This window comes from Flavobacterium sp. (assembly GCF_035456225.1).
In the GTDB taxonomy this organism is placed as follows: Bacteria; Bacteroidota; Bacteroidia; order Flavobacteriales; family Flavobacteriaceae; genus Flavobacterium.
Genome location: NZ_DATIDM010000105.1, coordinates 14091 through 33039, shown reverse-complemented (window position 1 = coordinate 33039; position 18949 = coordinate 14091). Strand labels below are relative to the sequence as shown.

Here is an 18949-nt window from a genome sequence, read left to right as displayed (position 1 = left end):
ACTTCACCTAATTTTTCGCGAATGGAATAACTGTCCAATAATGCTTGAGTAGGATGTTCATGTGCTCCGTCTCCGGCATTTACAATACTCGCTTTAACATTTTGCGATAAAAAATGAGCCGCTCCCGGGTTTTTATGACGCATGACAACCATATCAACTTTCATTGAAAGAATATTGTTTACGGTGTCAATCAACGTCTCTCCTTTTTTAACAGAGGATTGTGCCACAGAAAAACTCATTACATCCGCTGAAAGACGTTTCTGTGCCAATTCAAATGAAAGTTTGGTACGCGTACTGTCTTCAAAAAAGATATTGGCAATTGTAATATGTTGTAATGAAGGTACTTTTTTGATCGGACGATTGATTACTTCCTTGAACTGATCGGCAGTTTCGAAGATTAAATCGATATCGTTTTTGTTGATGTATTTTATTCCTAATAAATGATTGACGCTTAGTTCTTTCATCGTTATTGTTGTGTTGTTGTAATTCTTAGTTGTTTGTTGTTTTGGCTACTAAAAGCACTTGATCCACTCCGTCGTTTTCTTTCCAGTTTACAAGAACTTTTTCATTATTAATTGCATCGACCTGTCGGCCACGATAATCGGGCTGAATCGGTAAATCACGACTGAAACGTCTGTCGATAAGCGTTAAAAGCTCAATTCCTGATGGTCTTCCAAACGATTGGATTGCAGTCAAAGCCGCACGGATACTTCTCCCGGTGTATAAAACATCGTCTATGAAAACCACTTTTTTATCTTCTACTAAAAAGTCGATTTGAGTTTTATTGGCTTCCATTGGTTTTTCGGTCCTGCGGAAATCATCTCTGAAAAAAGTAATATCCAAAAATCCGAGTGGTATATTTTTAATGTTGTATTCTTCTTCCAATATCTGTTTGATTCTCTCTGCAACATATTTACCGCGAGGCTGAATCCCAATAAGTATAGTGTTTGAAAAATCGAGATGCTTTTCGATTAACTGGCAAGCCAAACGATGCAGAATGATATTGACTTCTTTTGAAGTGAGCAATACTTTTTGACTCATAAATGAAGTGTTGTGTTTGGTGTGTAAAAGTACAATTTTTTTGTTTAAAAAATGTCCCGCTATATAGTTTACATAAAAAAAGACCGCAGTTCGAGCGGTCTTTATAAAAATATTTTTGAATAGAATTATTCTTTGATGAATCGTAATGTTCTTACAGAACCATCTTTTGCGATTCTGATAAAATAAACACCAGCCTGATATTGAGACATATTCACTGCTAAATCCAGTTCGGATGCAACTTTTACATCTTTGATTGTCTGTCCTAAACTATTGAAGATTACGAAATTGTCTGGCAATTCAGAATTCGACAATGCAATATTGATAATCTCATTGGTTGGGTTCGGATATAACTGAACTGAATTAAGCAAATCAAATTCCTGTGCTGAAAGCGGAGCTGTACAAGCATTTGATGTTTTCAATGATGCTCTTCGTAAAGAGTTATTCATTACTGCTGTAATTCTGTCTTTCTGATTGATTGTAAATATGTTCATACATGAATCATCTGTATAGTCCATGTAATTCTGAACCATTTCATTTCCAGTGCTCGAACAATTTGTTACTGTAGGACATCCGAAATTAGCATCATGAGCAACCGGCGTATCAGCGCAATAATCAGTTCCACAAGCTGCATCTCCCCAAATATGTAACAATCCGAAACAATGCCCTATTTCATGAGTAGCAGTTCTTCCTAAATCATACCCTGTATAATAAGGTCCTGCTGCAATAGCCGAAGATCCGAAAGCTCTGTAATCAACGACTAAACCGTCTGTAGTGCCAGGCCCTTCGTCTGAATTTAGTCCTGTTAATCCTGATGTACTTGGGAATTGCGCATAGCCCAAAGTTCCATACATTTCCTGTGACGAGTTATTGGTAAAGAATACGGTCCAAATATTAAAATATTGAGTAGAATCCCAAATTGTAGCAGCTTTCATCGTTTCCGTAGCACTGTAAGTGTTGTATGCTGCACTGGTTCTTGTTACACGATCAATACCTGTTGTAGCTGTACCGTCAGGTTTTCTTTGAGCAAGACAAAATTCAATTTCAATATCGGCTCCTACTGGATTAGTGTTGTATCCGGGAGTCCCAAACATTTTTCTGAAATCCTGATTTAAAACTGTAATTTGCGATAAAGCTTGAGCATTTGAAATGTTTTCATTCGTACCAATAGCATCCCCATTACTGATAATATGTATTACCACAGGTACACTAATTACAACTTTAGAAGTCGAATTTTCTCTGTTTCTCTTCGCTTCTTCAATTTTCGGAGCCAACCAGTTTTCAAATTCTTCAGACGTTGCTCTGTTTGGATACTGTTCTCTCAAAAGAGTTTCGTACTCTGTGGTGGCACATCTGATATGCCCGGATGGTGTTCTTTTTGAAAAGGTAGTTCTGTTTTGACTGAATCCTGAATAAGATACAAGCATGCATACGGCTAATTTAAGCAGCGTAATTTTTTTTCTCATAGATTAAAATTTTTTGGGTTAGACCTTTTCTTTTAAGAGAAGCTAAAATAAAAGGGGTTGCAAATATATTTTTTTTACAACATTTTGACAATTATTTGTTATTAATTTTTTTATATATAAATTCAATATTTTTTTAACAAATCGAGACATGTTTAATATAATCTTGATGATAAAATGAACTAAAAATAATTTCTTTACTACTTCTTAATCACTTTTGTTCTACTCATTTCTTAACCTAAATTAAGTGCTTTTGGCAATCATGTAAACTAACTTTGTGTATCGATTTAAATAAAATAGTACAATGGCAACAAAAAATATTGAATTAGTAGCTGCTCCAAAAACGCCCCATTTTGTTGGTGACGGCTTTAGAGTACATAATTTTATTCCAAGCGGTTATCATTTGGATATGGAACGTATGAGTCCGTTTATCATGTTAGATTACAACTCAAAATACAACTTTCCTCCTTCTGAAATCCCAAAAGGTGTTGGCGTACACCCGCACAGAGGTTTTGAAACCGTAACCATTGCCTACAAAGGGAAAGTAGCGCATCATGACAGTGCCGGTGGTGGCGGTGTTATCGGTGAAGGTGATGTACAATGGATGACTGCAGCATCAGGTGTTTTACACAAAGAATATCATGAAGAAGAATTCAGTAAAACCGGTGGCGAATTTCAGATGGTACAATTATGGGTAAATCTACCGGCTAAAGATAAAATGTCGGCTCCCAAATACCAGGGAATCAGCAATGAGCAAATCAGTAAATATAAACTTCCTGATAACGCAGGAATTATTGAAGTAATCGCCGGAAATTATGAAGAGGTAAAAGGGGCTGCCTCAACGTTTACTCCCGTTCATCTTCAAAACGCAAAACTGAATGCCGGCGGGAAAGTTTCTTTTTCATTTCCGGCCAATTACAATACAGGATTATTGGTAATAGAAGGCAATATTAAAGTTAATGACGACGAAGTGGTTCCAACCGATCACTTTGTGCTGTTCGAAAACAAAGGAGAGGATTTTACCATCGAAGCTTTGGAGAATGCCATCGTTTTGGTTTTGAGCGGTGAACCAATCACCGAACCAATTTTTCCACACGGCCCATTCGTAATGAACACACGTGAAGAAATCATACAGGCAATCGATGATTTCAACAATGGAAAATTCGGATTTCTTGAAGACTAATCATTAAAAAACAACAATCCTGCTTCTGGGTTGTTGCTTTACTATTTTTGAAAAAACCAAAATCTAATCATAACGATAAAAACAAATATATGAAACCTGAATATTTAGACATTCCTCTGATTAAAAACGAAGAAAAGCAGCAGTTTGAAATAACCATCGACGGATACAAAGCCCTAATCGTTTATAAAGAAAGACCGCATGTCATTACTTTGATTCACACGGAATCTGAACCCGAACTGGAAGGAAAAGGTGCCGGAACAGCAATCGTCGAAAAGACATTAACTTATATTGAGGATAGTGGTTTCAAACTTGTTCCGCTATGTCCGTTCGTGTTCGCTTACATAAAAAGACATCCGGAATGGAAACGAATAGTGGATGAAAATTTTAAAGGATTTGACGAATAATTTGGTATCTTTATAAAAAACTGCTTATGTCAAACGTAAAATTAATAATAGAAGAACGTGCTGCCGATATTGGAAATTTTATGGTAGGGCGTCTTTTGCCTTTTCGAGAGAAAAGAACTGTTGGGCCTTTTGTTTTTATTGACCATATGGGACCGACCTATTTAAGTGACTATGAGAATTTTGATGTAGCACCGCATCCGCATATAGGCCTTTCCACGCTGACTTATCTGTTTAAAGGCCGAATAATGCACCGCGACAGTTTAGGAACCGAAATGGTAATTGAGCCAGGAGCTGTAAACTGGATGACCGCCGGGAAAGGAATAGTCCATTCCGAAAGAACACCGCAGTTTCTTCGAGGATTTGAAAAAATGCTTCACGGATTGCAAATTTGGGTTGCCCTTCCAAAAGAATTAGAGGAAATGGAGCCCAATTTTACACATATTGAAGAAAAAGACATTCCGCATTGGGAACAAGATGGCCTGTCTTTCAAACTGATTGCAGGAGAAGCGTTTGGCAGAAAATCGGCTGTACCGGTTTACAGTCCGCTCTACCTGATTGAAATAAAAAGCACTACTCCACAGAAAATAAAAATGGGCGATCATTTATTTGGTGAAAGCGCCTTATACATTTTAGAAGGAAGTATTAAAAGTGACGATGTCGTTTTTGACTCAAAGCAGATTTTAATCGCCAAAGACACAAAACTTTGTGAATTTGAAATTGGTGAAAACACATCCGTTTATATTTTTGGTGGTGAGCCTTTTCCTGAAGAACGATTCATTTATTGGAATTTTGTTTCTTCGGATAAAGACAAAATAGAAAAAGCCAAAACCGATTGGGAAAATCAAAAATTCCCGAAAGTTCCCGGAGAAACCGAATTTGTTCCTTTACCTCCGCCGCCAAAGTTTTAAGAAAATAACTAAAGAATCATTAAAAAAGATTTTTTAGTGAAATCAATTATAAATTCACCTTGTTAACTGCTCCATTTCTTTAGTAAAACCTGCCCTATTTCTTTTTGCATTTTATCAATTTGATTGAAATTCATTGATTCAATTCTAATATAAAAAACAACAATCATGTCGCAGAAAAAAATTATTGCAGTATTCGGAGCAACTGGTGCTCAAGGTGGCGGTTTGGCACATGCCATACTCAATGACCCAAATAGCGAATTTTCTGTTCGCGCGGTAACAAGAGATGTCAATTCGGAAAAAGCGAAAGCGCTCGCAACAATGGGAGCCGAAGTTGTATCCGCAAATATTGATGATATTGAAAGCATCAAACGTGTTTTGGAAGGGGCTTACGGAGCTTATTTTGTGACGTTCTTCTGGGAACATTTCTCGGTGGAAAAAGAAATGAGCGAAGCGAAGAATATGGCAGCAGCAGCCAAAGAGGTTGGTTTACAACATGTAATTTGGTCAACCCTTGAAGATGTAAGAAAGTTTGTCCCGCTAAGCGATGACAGTATGCCGACATTACAGGAAAAATATAAAGTCCCACATTTTGACGGTAAAGGTGAATCGGATCATTTTTTTAAAGATGCTGGACTGCCGGTAACTTTTTTGCTGACATCATTTTACTGGGAAAATCTGATTTATTTCGGTATGGGACCTAAAAAAGATGCTAATGGAAATATGGCAATAACATTCCCAATGGGAGATAAAAAATTGGCAGGTATTTCATCAGAAGATATTGGTAAATGCGCCTATGGTATATTCAAAAAAGGCAAGGAATTAATAGGTAAAAGAGTTGGTATTTCTGGAGATCAGATTACTTGTACTGAAATGGCCGAAAAATTATCAAAAACTTTAGGTAAGGAAGTTGTCTATAATGAAGTTACGCCTGAACAATACAGAAACTTTGGATTTCCTGGCGCGGAAGATTTAGGAAATATGTTCCAATTTTATCGTGATTTCGATGGTCCTTTCAATAGTGTTCGCGATATGAAATTTGCCAAAGAACTGAACCCTGCATTACAATCATTTGACACTTGGGTTGAAAAAAATGCCAACAGGATTCCGATGGATTAAAATCAAAAAAATACAAACACAAACAATAAAAAATCCCGCTTACTAGCGGGATTTTCATTTATTTAAGAATACATTTTCTTTCTCATCTCCTGAATTTTATCATCTTCAAGATATTCATCGAAAGTCATATATCTGTCTATTACTCCGTTTGGCGTGATTTCCAATACTCTGTTAGCAACCGTTTGTGCAAACTCGTGGTCATGCGTAGTAAACAACACAGAACCTTTGAAGTTTTTCAATGAGTTATTGAAAGCAGTAATCGATTCCAAATCAAGGTGGTTGGTTGGTTCATCTAACATTAATACGTTGGCTCTAAGCATCATCATTCTAGATAACATACAACGAACTTTTTCACCTCCGGACAAAACACGACCTGTTTTTAAAGCTTCTTCTCCCGAAAAAATCATTTTCCCCAAGAAACCGCGAACGTAAACTTCATCTCTTTCCGGTTCTGTTTTTGCCCATTGACGTAACCAATCCACTAATGTTAAATCATTTTCAAAGAAACTGTGGTTATCGTTTGGAAGATACGATTGCGTAGTTGTAATTCCCCAATCAAAAGTACCTGTATCGGCTTTCATGTTATTGTTCAAAATTTCGTAAAAGGCAGTCGTAGCACGGGCATCTTTAGAAAAAACAACCACTTTATCCCCTTTTGCCATATTTAAATCAACATTTTTGAACAACACTTCGCCATCAATTGAAGCGCTTAAATTCTGTACATTCAAAATCTGATCTCCGGCTTCTCTTTCCTGATCAAAAATAATCGCAGGATAACGACGGCTTGAAGGTTTGATTTCGTCCAAATTCAATTTATCGATCATTTTTTTACGGGAAGTTGCCTGTTTTGATTTTGCAACGTTCGCCGAGAAACGACGGATAAACTCTTCTAATTCTGCTTTTTTCTCTTCCGCTTTTTTGTTTTGTTGCGCACGTTGTTTAGCCGCTAACTGAGAAGATTCATACCAGAAAGTATAGTTACCGGAAAAATGGTTGATTTTTCCGAAGTCGATATCCGATACATGAGTACAAACCGCATCCAGGAAGTGACGGTCGTGAGAAACTACCAATACCGTATTATCATAATTGGCAAGGAAATTTTCCAACCAACCAATAGTTTCAAAATCCAGGTCGTTGGTAGGCTCATCCATGATTAATACGTCAGGATTACCAAATAGTGCCTGTGCCAATAACACACGAACTTTCATTTTCCCTTCCATATCACTCATCAATGTATAATGATGTTCTGCACTAATTCCTAAGTTGGAAAGCATAGCACCTGCATCTGATTCGGCATTCCATCCGTTCATTTCATCAAACTGCATCTGAAGTTCACCGATTCTGTCGGCATTTTTATCATCATAATCTGCATACAACTCGTCCATTTCCTTTTTAATGGCAAATAATGTTTGGTTCCCCATTAACACGGTTTCCAAAACAGTATGCTCGTCAAACATATTGTGGTTCTGGTTTAAAACCGACATACGTTTGCCCGGCTCAAGAATCACCCGACCTGATGTGGGATCGATATCTCCTGATAATATTTTTAAAAAAGTAGATTTTCCTGCACCGTTTGCTCCAATAATTCCGTAGCAGTTCCCTTGTGTGAAGGTCACGTTTACTTCGTCAAACAAAATTCGTTTACCAAATTGAACTGATAAATTTGATACTGTTAACATTGATTTCTTATTTTTTGTGAAAGTGTTGCAAAAGTAAAAAAAATAGCTGAGTTTTGACCCCATATTATAAGAATGTTCATTTTGGCATTTTAACTGTACATTAACAGCAAGTTATACCTTACAGACCTATATTTGTGTTGAATTAATTTAGATTAAATGTTTGCCTATCTAAAAAATCTACTACTACCTATCTCGTCTGTCGTGCTATGTGGTCTTTGTTCGTGTAACAAAGAGTTCAAAGACGACAACTACACTGCTTATTTTGGTGGCGAAATAATCAATCCAAACAATCGTTATGTGCTTCTTTTAAAGGATAATGAAGTGATTGATTCTTTACTTTTGGATGATAAAAACCGGTTTTTCAAAAAATTCGATTCGCTGGCTACCGGGATGTACACTTTCAGACATGAACCGGAATACCAATACGTTTATTTTGACAAAAACGACAGTATAATGCTTCGGTTAAACACAAAAGAATTTGATAATTCATTGGTATTTTGCGGGCGGGGTGATCAGAAAAACAATTATCTGATTGAAATGTTCCTTAAAAATGAATCCGACCGAGGTTATGATGTTTTTGATAAAAACTACAAACAATTCTCAAAAACCATAGATTCTTCTTATTCTGCCAAAAAAGCATTTTATCTCAGAAGGAAAACCGAAATCGGCTGGAATGAAAAATTCGATGTTTTTGCAAAAGCTTCACTGGATTTAGATTATCTGGCAAAAAAAGAAATTTATCCGATAGCTCATAAAAGAAGAAACGGCGAAGACATCTGTAAAGCTTTACCTAAAAACTACTATGCTTTCAGAAACAACATCGATTACAATAATGAGGATTTAACCACTTATGTTGATTTTGTGCGCTACATAACTGCCCTGCTAAACAACATCGCCTATAAAAACTGTACCACTGAAAAAGACTATGAGCAAAGCGCATTAGCTTCCAATATCAAAAAACTAAACATTACCGATACGCTGATAAAGAACCAGAAAATAAAAAATGGTGTTTTAAACAATATTGCCTTCATGTATCTTCTTGAAGATCAAAACATGGCAAACAACAAGAAATTCTTAGACCGTTACTTTCAGCTTTCCACAGATAAAAGCAAGCACAATGAAATCAGAAAAATTTCAAGTGCCGCACAACTTTTAAAACCGGGAAGCACACTTCCGCCACAAACCTTCTTTAACAGCCAAAATGAAAAAATCGATTTCAATTCAATCGAAAAAAACAAAGGAGAGACTATAGTTTTCTTCTGGTCTTTAAGTGCGAAATCACACTTGGAAAGTGTTCATAAGAAAGCACACGATTTAAAAGTAAAATATCCGGATTTAAATTTTGTCGGCATCAACATGGATGATTCAAAAGAAGATTGGATAAAAACACTTAATTCATACAAGTTCGATAACAGTGTTGAACTTCGTGCAACAGATATGCAGAAATTAAAAGAAGAATGGGTTATTACAAAAATCCATCGTGTATTGCTTCTAAATCCGGACGGTACAATCAAAAACGCTTTCGTTAGCTTATTCGATGCTGATTTTGAGAAATACCTTAAGTAAGTATTCAGTCGCAGTCTCCGTTTTCAGTTTATAAAATAAAAAGGCCTTTTACTAATGACTAATGTAAAAGGCCTTTTTATTTGTATAATTAATATGTCACAACTATTCAACAGTATAATGGTTTGTCAAAACCGCAACTGTAAGCTGTGACTGTAAACTACTTATTCCCTTTCTCAAAATCAGCGACAAATTGAGCAATTCCGATGTCTGTTAAAGGATGTTTCAATAATCCCAAGATAGACGATAATGGTCCTGTCATAACATCAGCTCCGATTTTAGCGCAATTTACAACATGCATTGTATGACGAACGGAAGCAGCTAAAATTTGTGTTTCGAAAGCATAGTTATCATAAATCTGACGGATTTCGTCGATAAGATTTAAACCATCTGTTGAGACATCGTCCAGACGACCTAAAAACGGAGAAACATAAGTTGCACCGGCTTTTGCAGCCAAAAGCGCCTGACCAGCAGAGAACACTAATGTTACATTGGTTTTGATTCCGCGATCAGAGAAATATTTACAAGCTTTGATTCCTTCTTTTGTCATTGGTAATTTTACTACGATCTGCTCATGCAAGTCGGCCAGCTCCTCACCTTCTTTGATCATGCCTTCCAAATCCAAAGCATTTACTTCGGCACTTACATCACCATCAACAATAGTACAGATGTCTACATAATGCTTTAAAATATTGTTTTTCCCTGTAATTCCTTCTTTAGCCATTAACGACGGGTTTGTTGTAACGCCATCTAATATACCTAATGCCTGTGCTTCTTTAATTTGCTCTAAATTAGCAGTGTCTATAAAAAATTTCATATCTAAAATATTGTGTTCCTAAATTGATAAATCGGTTGCAAAATTATTCATTAATTTACTTAAAATCTAAATTTAGCCGAAAGATTTAAATCTATACGATGCAAACGTTCTCTGGATTCTTCATCCATTTTTATAGTTTCCTCACTGTTATCCGGATAATCAACTTTGATTTTTTTCAAAAAACCTCCGGTATACCCCAGTTGCGGCCCTATTAATAAATGATCCGTAATACGAAAATGATAAGCAAGTGAAGTAGAAAAACCTATGTTTCCGCCCCTGTAAGTTGTATGTTCGTTTGCAAAAGCATAGGAATCATTTTTATAATGAATATATCCCAACGCGAATTCTGCAAATAGTTGTCCCGATTGTTTTTTACCATTAGATATGTTGTTTGTCGAAAGAAAAACTGAAGCACCATAAAATGTTATGTTGATATCATCTCCGAAACTGCCATACTCATCCGAATACCCACTCCCCTTGGAATGATAATTACTATATTTCAATCCTAAACCACCGTCTATCGAATTAAACTTGTAATACAGCCCGATATCAAAATTTGTTCCGGTTTTTAAATCTTTCAAATAATCCCTTTCTTCTGACGGCAAGTCTTTAGGAACTTTAACGGTCCTATAACTAATGCCATAACCACCTGTTACAATAACAGCAGATTTTACAGTGTCATTTTCCATTAAAGATTGCGAAAAGCAGCAATTGGATATCAAAATGAAAAACAGAAGAAATTTAAACTTCATAAGTCTTTTGTTTTTTAGAGCTTATAATGATTCATTAATAATTTCTCATACATTTTGTCCGGAAGAACCCGTTTTAATACAATGGAAAACCTTTGCATAAAAGCGCCAACTTTATAATGCACATTCGGTTTCGGACTCTGAATGATGGTATATATTGCCAATGCCATTTCGTTCGGATTACTTCCGCTGTCTACATGCTCATCCATCGTTCTTAAGGTGTTTCCATACGGAATTTCATAAGGAGAACCATTCACTAAAGGCGCATGATAACGACCAGCCGCGATATTTGTAGCAAAATCACCCGGAGCCACATTCGTAATATGAATTCCGAAAGATTTGGTTTCCATTCGTAAGGCTTCGGTAATTAATTCTAATGCTCCTTTTGATGCTGAATACACGCTTCGGTAAGGCAATCCCATATAACCTGCAATGGAAGTTACGTTAATAATCAAACCTGATTTTTGAATACGCATTTGCGGCAAAACAGCTTTCATCACTTCGATAGGTCCGAATAAATTGGTTTCGAAGTTGTTTTTTATTTCTTCGGCCGGAATTTCTTCTAACGGACCCGTAATTCCTACTCCGGCATTATTGATAACAATGTCCAATCGCCCTGATTTAGCAATTACTTCAGTAATAGCATTTTTGATGCTTTCCGTATTTCTGACATCCAAAGCAACCAATGGAAAAACAGAATTTTCAACGCGGTTTGGGTTTCGACTTGTACCATAAACAGTGAAACCTTTCTGGCACAGGAATTCACCAACAGATTTCCCAATTCCGGAAGAACCTCCGGTAATTAAAACTACTTTACTCATTTTTTTATACGATTAAAGAATGTAGAACAAAGATGAAAGGATGAGGAATAAAAGTCATTTTTCTATTTTCTATATTCTATTCTCTTAATTTCAAGGGCGAAAATATGGATTTTTTAAAAGTTTTCCGACTATAAAATCTGAATTCCCAATCCGGGTTTTTCCGAAAGACGAATGATCCCGTTAATAACCTGACTTCCTTTAGCGATATCGTTGGCTATTAAATTGGCACCATCCAAATCGGCAAAATCCACTAATGAAGCTAAACACGCTCCTGCTGAAATACCAACAGTCGATTCGGTCATACAGCCAATCATGATTTTGAAATCCAACAATCGGGCTTCTTTTATTAATTCTAATGCAGGTGTTAGTCCGCCACACTTAACCAATTTTATGTTGATGCTTCTGTAATGGGGTTTCAGCACATTTAAATCGATATTTTCCTGGCAATCTTCATCGGCCATCCAATTTGGATACCTGTCGGAATGCAACGATTTAAAATTAGCCGTTCCGGGTTTCATCGGTTGTTCCACATAAGTAAAATCTTTTGTTGTCTCTAAATTTTCAAGCCAATGACATTGTGCCGAAGTGTAACTCCCATTAGCATCCAAAGCCACCGATTTCCCCGTTTGCAAAAGCATTTCGATTTCCTTTTCGTCAAAACGATTGCATTTGACTTTGACTTTGCTCCAGGAAGAATTGGCGATTTTTTCAAGTTGAGTTTCAATAGACGCTGCACTTATGGTTATTGATGATTGTGGAACAACATTTATTTCAATCGAATTCAATTCGGAGAAAGTTTTCTTTTCTAATTTTCCGAACAGATCCCAATAAGCGCAATCCAATGCAGAGCGCAAGAAACTTGGCAATTCCAATATTATCAGGAATTTGTAGAAATCAGTAGGATGAAGAATTTTTTGGGATTCGATTTTGTCTTTTACAAGATGTAGTTTTTTGTCAAATTCCGACAAATTTATATGGTAGTAATCTATCTCTGTACATTCGCCATAACCACTTTCTCCGAAATCATTCAGTTTAACAATAAGCGCTTCCCTAAAAGCATAACTACCGTAAGATATAGAGAAAGTTTCCTTAAGATTGAGACGGACGATTTGCCAGGACAGGTTCATGATATAGATTTGAATACCCTAAAAATAAAAAAATCTCCACAAGGGAGATACATAAACTTAAAAGATATTCTAAAAAAAATGGCAAGCGACCTACATCGCACCGCTACAACCGCGTACCTTTGCTGCGTTCCCACCCTGGAGGAGTCTGCAGGAGCTGGTCGTGTAGGACTTGCCGGTGCAAATATACAACCTTTTTATTTTTTTGCAAGTCAATTGAAGATATAAAAATAACATTGTATATTGCCTCTATCAATTTTAAAACAATGAAAAAACATAACCTATTAGCATTCATTTTATTAGGAACTGTAATTATTTCCTGCAACAGTGATAAAAAAGCCACAGAAAATTTATTTTCTTTCGATTCTTCCCAATTTAAAGAGCAATATAAGCCGCTGGAATCGCTTTCTTTGGCCTTAAAAAATCCTGAAAACAAAAAAATTGACTCAATCGTTTACTATATCAACGATAAAAAAATAGGTACAGCAAAAGGAAACAACAAAATGGATTTTGCTTTTGCCGATCAAAAATTAGGATACCAAAACATTAAAGCATTGGTATATTTTGAAGGTGAAAACAGCGAAATAACCTCTCGCGTAGAATTAGTTTCTGATGTAGAACCGAAAATATTGAAATATACGATCGTAAACACTTACCCACACGATTTGAAAGCCTACACACAAGGATTGGAATTTTACCGTGACACTTTAATTGAAAGCACCGGAAATGGTACCGGAAATGGTACCGGATTAAAAGGAATTTCATCCCTGCGCAAAACCGATTACAAAACAGGAAAAGTTTATAAAATAGAAGAGCTTCCTGAAAGTGTATTTGGTGAAGGCTGTACTGTTTTAAACAATAAAGTATTCCAGATCACATGGCAGAATGGTGAAGGTTATGTTTATAATGCTGATACGTTTAAAAAAGAAAAAACGTTCACTTATTTCAAAAAAATGGAAGGCTGGGGATTATCTAATGATGGTGAAAACCTTATAATGTCGGACGGTTCTGAAAAGATTTATTTCGTAAATCCGGCTGATTTTAAAGAGGTGGACTATATCAATGTTTATACTTCTAATTCCAAAATCAAAGCCGTAAACGAAATGGAATGGATCGATGGTAAAATCTACGCCAATATTTACACCATGGACGCTATCGCGATTATCAACCCGAAAAATGGCGCTGTGGAAGCCGTTGTTAATTTAGCCGATTTAAAAACAAAAGTTACCCAACACCCGGATGTTGATGTATTAAACGGAATCGCTTACAACCCAAAAACGAAAACCATTTTTGTTACCGGTAAAAACTGGGACAAGATGTTTGAGATTAAAATTACGGAGTAACACTTTTCCTTTATTATTCTAAAAGTTAGCCACGAATTCACGAATTATATATTAAAATTCATGAATTCGTGGCTTAAAAATTCATCTCCCTACTGCATACATTACAGCGAAACTTTTTAATTATGAATCCAAATCAATCTTAATTAAAAATTTTCACCAGCATCTCTTTCAACAAATCGTGTTGCGGAAGGTTGTTTGCTCCCACTCCTTTGCTTTTTACATCTATATCACGAAGCGTACTCACAATGGCACTCACCTTTTTCATTGGGTAATTCTTCAACGCTACATCGTAATCTTTCACAAAATAAGGGTTTATTTTCAGGGTCTTTGCCACATTTCCCGGACTTTTATCTTTCAATCCGTGATACTGCAATAGTTGCGAAAAGAAACCAAACACCAGACCGATTGTCAGCACAATAGGATTGTCTTTAGGATTTTGGGCAAAATGATCCGCTATCTGGTAGGCTTTCAGTTGATTTCGTTCTCCGATGGCTTTACGCAATTCAAATGGATTAAAATCTTTGCTGAAACCGATGTTTTCCTCAATTATGGCAGGTGTAATTGTTTCACCAGGCTTTAAAATGATAGCTAATTTATCAATTTCGTTAGCAATTCGGCTTAAATCAGTTCCTAAAAAATCGACAAACATAGCTACGGCTTTAGGTTCGATATTTAATTTCTTACCTGCCAAAACGCGTTTCATCCAATCACCCACCTGATTTTCGTACAGTTTCTTGCTTTCAAAAACAACCCCGGTCTTAGCAAGGGTTTTGGTGACTTTCTTGCGCTTGTCTAATGTTTTGTATTTATAGCAGATTACCAGAACCGTCGTGGGCTGTGGGTTTTCAGCGTAAGCATCCAACTTTTCAATGGTTCGGGATAATTCCTGCGCTTCTTTCACAATAACCACCTGACGATCGGCCATCATTGGAAAACGTTTGGCATTCCCAACAATGTCTTCAACAGTTACATCACGTCCGTACAAAACGGTTTGGTTAAAATCGCGCTCGTGTTCCTGCAAAATATTATCTTCAATATATTCGGCCAACTTATCAATATAATAAGGCTCCTCGCCCATTAAAAAATAGATTGGCTTAATGTTTCCGGCTTGTATGTCTTTTATGATTTTTAAAACTTCGTCCATAAATTAGTGGTCAGTAAACAGTGATCAGTTTGTTTACGATCATTTTAAAATTATATTTGCTTCATGCAAAAACTGAATTTTCCAGCTTATACGTTTCGGTTCAAAAATAGTGAAAATAAACTCGCTGTGTTTGATGAAATCCGTAAAAAATTTGTGGTCCTAACTCCCGAAGAATGGGTGCGCCAACACGTGATTCAGTTTTTACTGCAACAGAAAAACTATTCAAAATCATACATCAACGTTGAAAAATCCATTAAAATTAACGGTTTAAACAAACGTTATGATGTTGTTGTATTTCAGCCTGATGGAAAAATATTTCTTTTAATCGAATGCAAAGCTCCGGAAGTAACAATTACCCAGCAAACTTTCGATCAGATTGCGCGTTACAACATGACACTCGATGCAAAATATTTAATGGTGACCAACGGACTAAATCATTATTTTTGTCAGATGGATTATGAAAACGAAAAATATCACTTTCTTCACGATTTACCTGATTTCATAACCTAATAACCAAATCCGAATCCAACTTTGAAAAAAGTAGCTGTTGTTATACTAAACTGGAACGGTGTAAAACTATTAGAACAGTTTTTACCATCAGTAATTCAATATTCCCCGGAAGCAAAAATATATGTGGCTGATAATGCTTCCACCGATGCTTCTGTATCGTATCTAAAAACCAATTTTCCATCAGTTACCATTATCGAAAACAAAGCGAATTTCGGTTTTGCGCAAGGATATAATGAAGCTTTACAATTTGTTGAGGAAGATATTTATGCTTTAGTCAATTCGGATATCGAAGTAACCGAAAACTGGTTGCAGCCTATTATCAGTTTATTTGAAAACGAACCAACCACGGCGATAATCCAACCAAAACTTTTGGATTTTAAAAACAAGGCTAATTTCGAATATGCCGGTGCTGCAGGTGGTTTTATTGACAAATATGGCTTCCCATTCTGCCGTGGACGCATTTTCGAAACAATAGAAAGCGATTCAGGTCAGTACAACGATACCTTTGAAATCTTCTGGGCATCCGGAGCCTGTTTTTTTATCCGAAAAGAGATTTTCAGGGAATTAAAAGGTTTCGATCCTGATTTTTTTGCCCATCAGGAAGAAATTGATTTGTGCTGGAGAGCTTTCAATAAAGGCTATCGCATCAAATACTGCGGAGCTTCAACAGTATATCATGTTGGCGGAGCTACACTTGAGTCTGGAAGCCCACGAAAAACATTCCTGAACTTCAGAAACTCGGTTTGGATGATGCTCAAAAATCTCCCTTCTTCACAGTTGTTTCCAACCCTTTTCATTCGCATGTGCCTTGACGGCGTTGCCGGTGTACGTTTTCTTCTTCAGGGAAAACCTAAACATTTATGGGCGATTTTATGTGCTCATTATTATTTTTATATTCATATGATCCGATTTTTAAGAAAAAGAGAAGGTCATCAATCTAAAAGTTACTACAAAACAAAATCGATTATATACCGTTACTACTTTAAAAATGGTAAGATTTTTGATATTAATCTTTAACATTTGTTTATCATTTCAAATTTCGAAACATTTTCATAAGTAAGTAACTTTGTAAAAATCCTAAAAATCATTAATCATGAAGAAACTACTCATTTTAATTTCTGTAGCCGCCCTCACCCTCACCTCATGCGGATCAAAGAAAAAAATAGCGGAGTTGGAAGCTAAAAACAAAGAAATTCAGGATTTACTGAATACCTGTACCGTTAAACTGAATACTTGTCTTACCGAGAAGGAAGCTTTAAACAATCAGAACGAATACTTAAAGAAAAACAACACCGATTTGATCAACAGTTCAAAAGAAATGACAGTTTTGACTACGAAAGGTGCACAGAATCTTGAAAAATCATTGGAAAGTTTAAAGGAAAAAGACTTGAAAATTTCACGTCTCCAGGATGCTTTAACCAAAAAAGACAGCGTTACTTTGGCTTTGGTTACCAGTTTAAAACGTGAAGTAGGTATTGACGATCCGGATATTAATATCAATGTGGAAAAAGGAGTGGTTATGATTTCCATTGCCGATAACCTTTTATTCAAATCAGGAAGTTATGAAGTAAGTGACAGAGCTAAAGGCGTTTTGGCTAAAGTTGCCAAAGTAATCAACAGCAAGCCTGATTTTGAATGTATGGTAGAAGGACACACTGATAACGTGCCTATTAAAAACGCCGTATTGTTGGACAACTGGGATTTATCGGTTAAAAGAGCTACATCAATCGTGAGAGTATTACACAAAGATTTGGGTGTAAATCCGAAACAATTAATCCCTGCCGGAAGAAGCTATTTCATTCCGCTTGCAGAAAACGATACACCGGCTAACCGTGCTAAAAACAGAAGAACAAGAATCATCATCATGCCTAAAATAGATCAGTTCTATGATATGCTTGAAAAAGAGATGAAGACTTTGAGTAAATAGTTTCCAGTCACAGTCGCAGCGACAATAAGTAATATAAAAAAGAGTTTCAATTGAAACTCTTTTTTATTTAGTTGGATCAATGATAAATGTTCAGTTAAAAACAACATTGACTATTTGACAGCTATTGCCGCACTTGTTGGACCAGCTAAAGGCATTATCGATGTCGATTTGAAACCGACTTGCGTTGCCCATTTATTAAAATCGGCCAATGTATAATCAAATCCGGTTCCTGTTTCTATCAGCATATTAAGACTCATCATTAAGCCAAAAGCATTTTTATTTCTGTTTTCGTCTATTACGTTTTCAACAGCTACAAATACACCGCCTTCAGGTAAAGCATCATACGCTTTTTTCATGAGCATCAATTTGGTTTCCTCATCCCAGTCGTGAAGGATATTACCCATCGTTACAATATCTGCTTTAGGAAATTCGTCTTTAAAAAAATCACCTTGAGCCGTTTTAACACGATCTCCAAGTTGAAATTTCTGAATGGTTTGATCAGCAATCGGTGCAACAGCAGGTAAATCCCAGGTGATACAGCTCATGTTCGGCTGGTGTTTAGCCACCATCAACGACAATATTCCTGCCGAGCCTCCAACATCTACAAGTGTTTTGGATTTTGAGAAATCCAGTTTTTGAGCCAAAGCCATAAATGCGCCCATCTGAACGCCACTCATCGCATGAATGAACTCCTTCAGTCTTTCCGGATCCGCATACAATTTATCAAAAAGATTTTCTCCCTGAACCGCTTCATTTTGAGGATTACCTGTTATCAAACCTTCCTCAAGATTTCCCCAAAAACCATACAGCCTGTTATTTAACATATCAAGTAATCCTCCAATGTAAGAGGGTTTGTTTCTGTCCAGGAAAAAATCGGTATCAATACTATTACTGTATTTGGCAGTTTCCAGTAGGCCCTCACGGTTTAAGAAACCAAAAGTCGTAAGTGCATCTAAAAAATCACACACATTCCTATGGGAACATTTAAAACCTAAAAGTGATTTAATTTCGCTGGCCGTCATGCTTTTTCGTTCGGCAAGCGTTGTGAAGATTTGAAATTTTACGGCACTCAAAAGAATTTTTGAAGCCCAGAAACCCGAAGCAATTTGTAAAATATTTTCAGGGTTTGGATGATTTTGCGTGTTGCTCATTTTTTTTAT

General features: G+C 36.3%; 19 protein-coding genes and 1 other RNA gene. 9 read left to right on the top strand and 11 right to left on the bottom strand.

The annotated features are described in order from the left end of the window. The 3 genes from VLB74_RS06350 to VLB74_RS06340 form a co-directional block, all read right to left on the bottom strand. A partial coding sequence (locus tag VLB74_RS06350) for an aspartate carbamoyltransferase (protein ID WP_473964693.1) occupies window positions 1-464 on the bottom strand: 464 nt, incomplete at its 3' end. A 25-nt stretch (window positions 465-489) separates the two neighbouring features. Further along, window positions 490-1041 (bottom strand): bifunctional pyr operon transcriptional regulator/uracil phosphoribosyltransferase PyrR, encoded by a 552-nt coding sequence (pyrR, locus tag VLB74_RS06345; RefSeq protein WP_325202617.1) that lies wholly within the window; start codon window positions 1039-1041, stop codon window positions 490-492. A gap of 125 nt (window positions 1042-1166) precedes the next feature. Next, entirely contained in the window at window positions 1167-2504 is a 1338-nt protein-coding gene (locus VLB74_RS06340; RefSeq protein ID WP_325202616.1) for a T9SS type A sorting domain-containing protein, read from the bottom strand. 301 nt (window positions 2505-2805) lie between these two features. On the opposite strand from VLB74_RS06340, the gene VLB74_RS06335 reads away from it, so the two are divergent. The 4 genes from VLB74_RS06335 (at window position 2806) to VLB74_RS06320 (ending at window position 6112) form a co-directional block, all read left to right on the top strand. Next, window positions 2806-3684 carry a pirin family protein gene (locus VLB74_RS06335; protein ID WP_325202615.1) on the top strand — a complete coding sequence of 293 codons (879 nt, stop codon included), beginning with the start codon at window positions 2806-2808 and terminating at the stop codon, window positions 3682-3684. 89 nt (window positions 3685-3773) lie between these two features. Further along, window positions 3774-4088 (top strand): GNAT family N-acetyltransferase, encoded by a 315-nt coding sequence (locus tag VLB74_RS06330; RefSeq protein WP_325202614.1) that lies wholly within the window; start codon window positions 3774-3776, stop codon window positions 4086-4088. 26 nt (window positions 4089-4114) lie between these two features. After that, window positions 4115-4996: a pirin family protein gene (locus VLB74_RS06325; RefSeq protein ID WP_325202613.1), complete on the top strand. Its 882-nt coding sequence runs from the start codon at window positions 4115-4117 to the stop codon at window positions 4994-4996. Between the two features lie 165 nt (window positions 4997-5161). Beyond that, entirely contained in the window at window positions 5162-6112 is a 951-nt protein-coding gene (locus tag VLB74_RS06320) for an NmrA/HSCARG family protein (protein WP_325202612.1), read from the top strand. Window positions 6113-6174: 62 nt separating this feature from the next. Here VLB74_RS06320 and VLB74_RS06315 read toward each other — a convergent pair whose 3' ends face one another. Beyond that, window positions 6175-7791 (bottom strand): ABC-F family ATP-binding cassette domain-containing protein, encoded by a 1617-nt coding sequence (locus VLB74_RS06315; RefSeq protein ID WP_325202611.1) that lies wholly within the window; start codon window positions 7789-7791, stop codon window positions 6175-6177. 156 nt (window positions 7792-7947) lie between these two features. Here VLB74_RS06315 and VLB74_RS06310 point away from each other — a divergent pair, with 156 nt between their 5' ends. Continuing rightward, window positions 7948-9357 carry a TlpA family protein disulfide reductase gene (locus VLB74_RS06310; protein ID WP_325202610.1) on the top strand — a complete coding sequence of 470 codons (1410 nt, stop codon included), beginning with the start codon at window positions 7948-7950 and terminating at the stop codon, window positions 9355-9357. A gap of 157 nt (window positions 9358-9514) precedes the next feature. Here VLB74_RS06310 and fsa read toward each other — a convergent pair whose 3' ends face one another. The 5 genes from fsa to ffs all read right to left on the bottom strand — a co-directional run bounded on the left by fsa (window position 9515) and on the right by ffs (window position 13043). Continuing rightward, complete coding sequence (fsa, locus tag VLB74_RS06305; RefSeq protein WP_325202609.1) at window positions 9515-10171, bottom strand: fructose-6-phosphate aldolase; 657 nt, start codon at window positions 10169-10171, stop codon at window positions 9515-9517. 59 nt (window positions 10172-10230) lie between these two features. Next, on the bottom strand, window positions 10231-10923 hold the full coding sequence (locus tag VLB74_RS06300; RefSeq protein WP_325202608.1) for a hypothetical protein: 693 nt from the start codon (window positions 10921-10923) through the stop codon (window positions 10231-10233). 14 nt (window positions 10924-10937) lie between these two features. After that, entirely contained in the window at window positions 10938-11741 is an 804-nt protein-coding gene (locus tag VLB74_RS06295) for an SDR family oxidoreductase (protein ID WP_325202607.1), read from the bottom strand. Between the two features lie 128 nt (window positions 11742-11869). Then, a complete protein-coding gene (locus VLB74_RS06290) occupies window positions 11870-12868 on the bottom strand; it encodes an enolase C-terminal domain-like protein (RefSeq protein ID WP_325202606.1) in 999 nt (332 codons plus the stop codon). A gap of 76 nt (window positions 12869-12944) precedes the next feature. Next, window positions 12945-13043: signal recognition particle sRNA small type (ffs, locus tag VLB74_RS06285), an RNA gene on the bottom strand. Window positions 13044-13131: 88 nt separating this feature from the next. On the opposite strand from ffs, the gene VLB74_RS06280 reads away from it, so the two are divergent. Further along, window positions 13132-14208, top strand: coding sequence for a glutaminyl-peptide cyclotransferase (locus VLB74_RS06280; protein WP_325202605.1), 1077 nt, complete (start codon window positions 13132-13134; stop codon window positions 14206-14208). Window positions 14209-14347: 139 nt separating this feature from the next. Here the strand turns inward: VLB74_RS06280 and holA are convergent, their stop codons facing one another. Next, on the bottom strand, window positions 14348-15352 hold the full coding sequence (holA, locus tag VLB74_RS06275; protein ID WP_325202604.1) for a DNA polymerase III subunit delta: 1005 nt from the start codon (window positions 15350-15352) through the stop codon (window positions 14348-14350). 63 nt (window positions 15353-15415) lie between these two features. Between holA and VLB74_RS06270 the strand changes: the two genes are divergently transcribed. From VLB74_RS06270 to VLB74_RS06260, 3 genes are all read left to right on the top strand, one after another. Then, window positions 15416-15862, top strand: a complete 447-nt coding sequence (locus VLB74_RS06270) for a type I restriction enzyme HsdR N-terminal domain-containing protein (RefSeq protein WP_325202603.1) — start codon at window positions 15416-15418, stop codon at window positions 15860-15862. A gap of 21 nt (window positions 15863-15883) precedes the next feature. Then, the gene (locus VLB74_RS06265) at window positions 15884-16879 is read left to right on the top strand and encodes a glycosyltransferase family 2 protein (protein ID WP_325202602.1); all 996 of its coding nucleotides are present in this window, start codon (window positions 15884-15886) and stop codon (window positions 16877-16879) included. Window positions 16880-16955: 76 nt separating this feature from the next. Beyond that, entirely contained in the window at window positions 16956-17789 is an 834-nt protein-coding gene (locus VLB74_RS06260) for an OmpA/MotB family protein (RefSeq protein WP_325202601.1), read from the top strand. 110 nt (window positions 17790-17899) lie between these two features. Here the strand turns inward: VLB74_RS06260 and VLB74_RS06255 are convergent, their stop codons facing one another. Next, window positions 17900-18940: a methyltransferase gene (locus VLB74_RS06255; RefSeq protein WP_325202600.1), complete on the bottom strand. Its 1041-nt coding sequence runs from the start codon at window positions 18938-18940 to the stop codon at window positions 17900-17902. Window positions 18941-18949 lie beyond the last annotated feature (9 nt).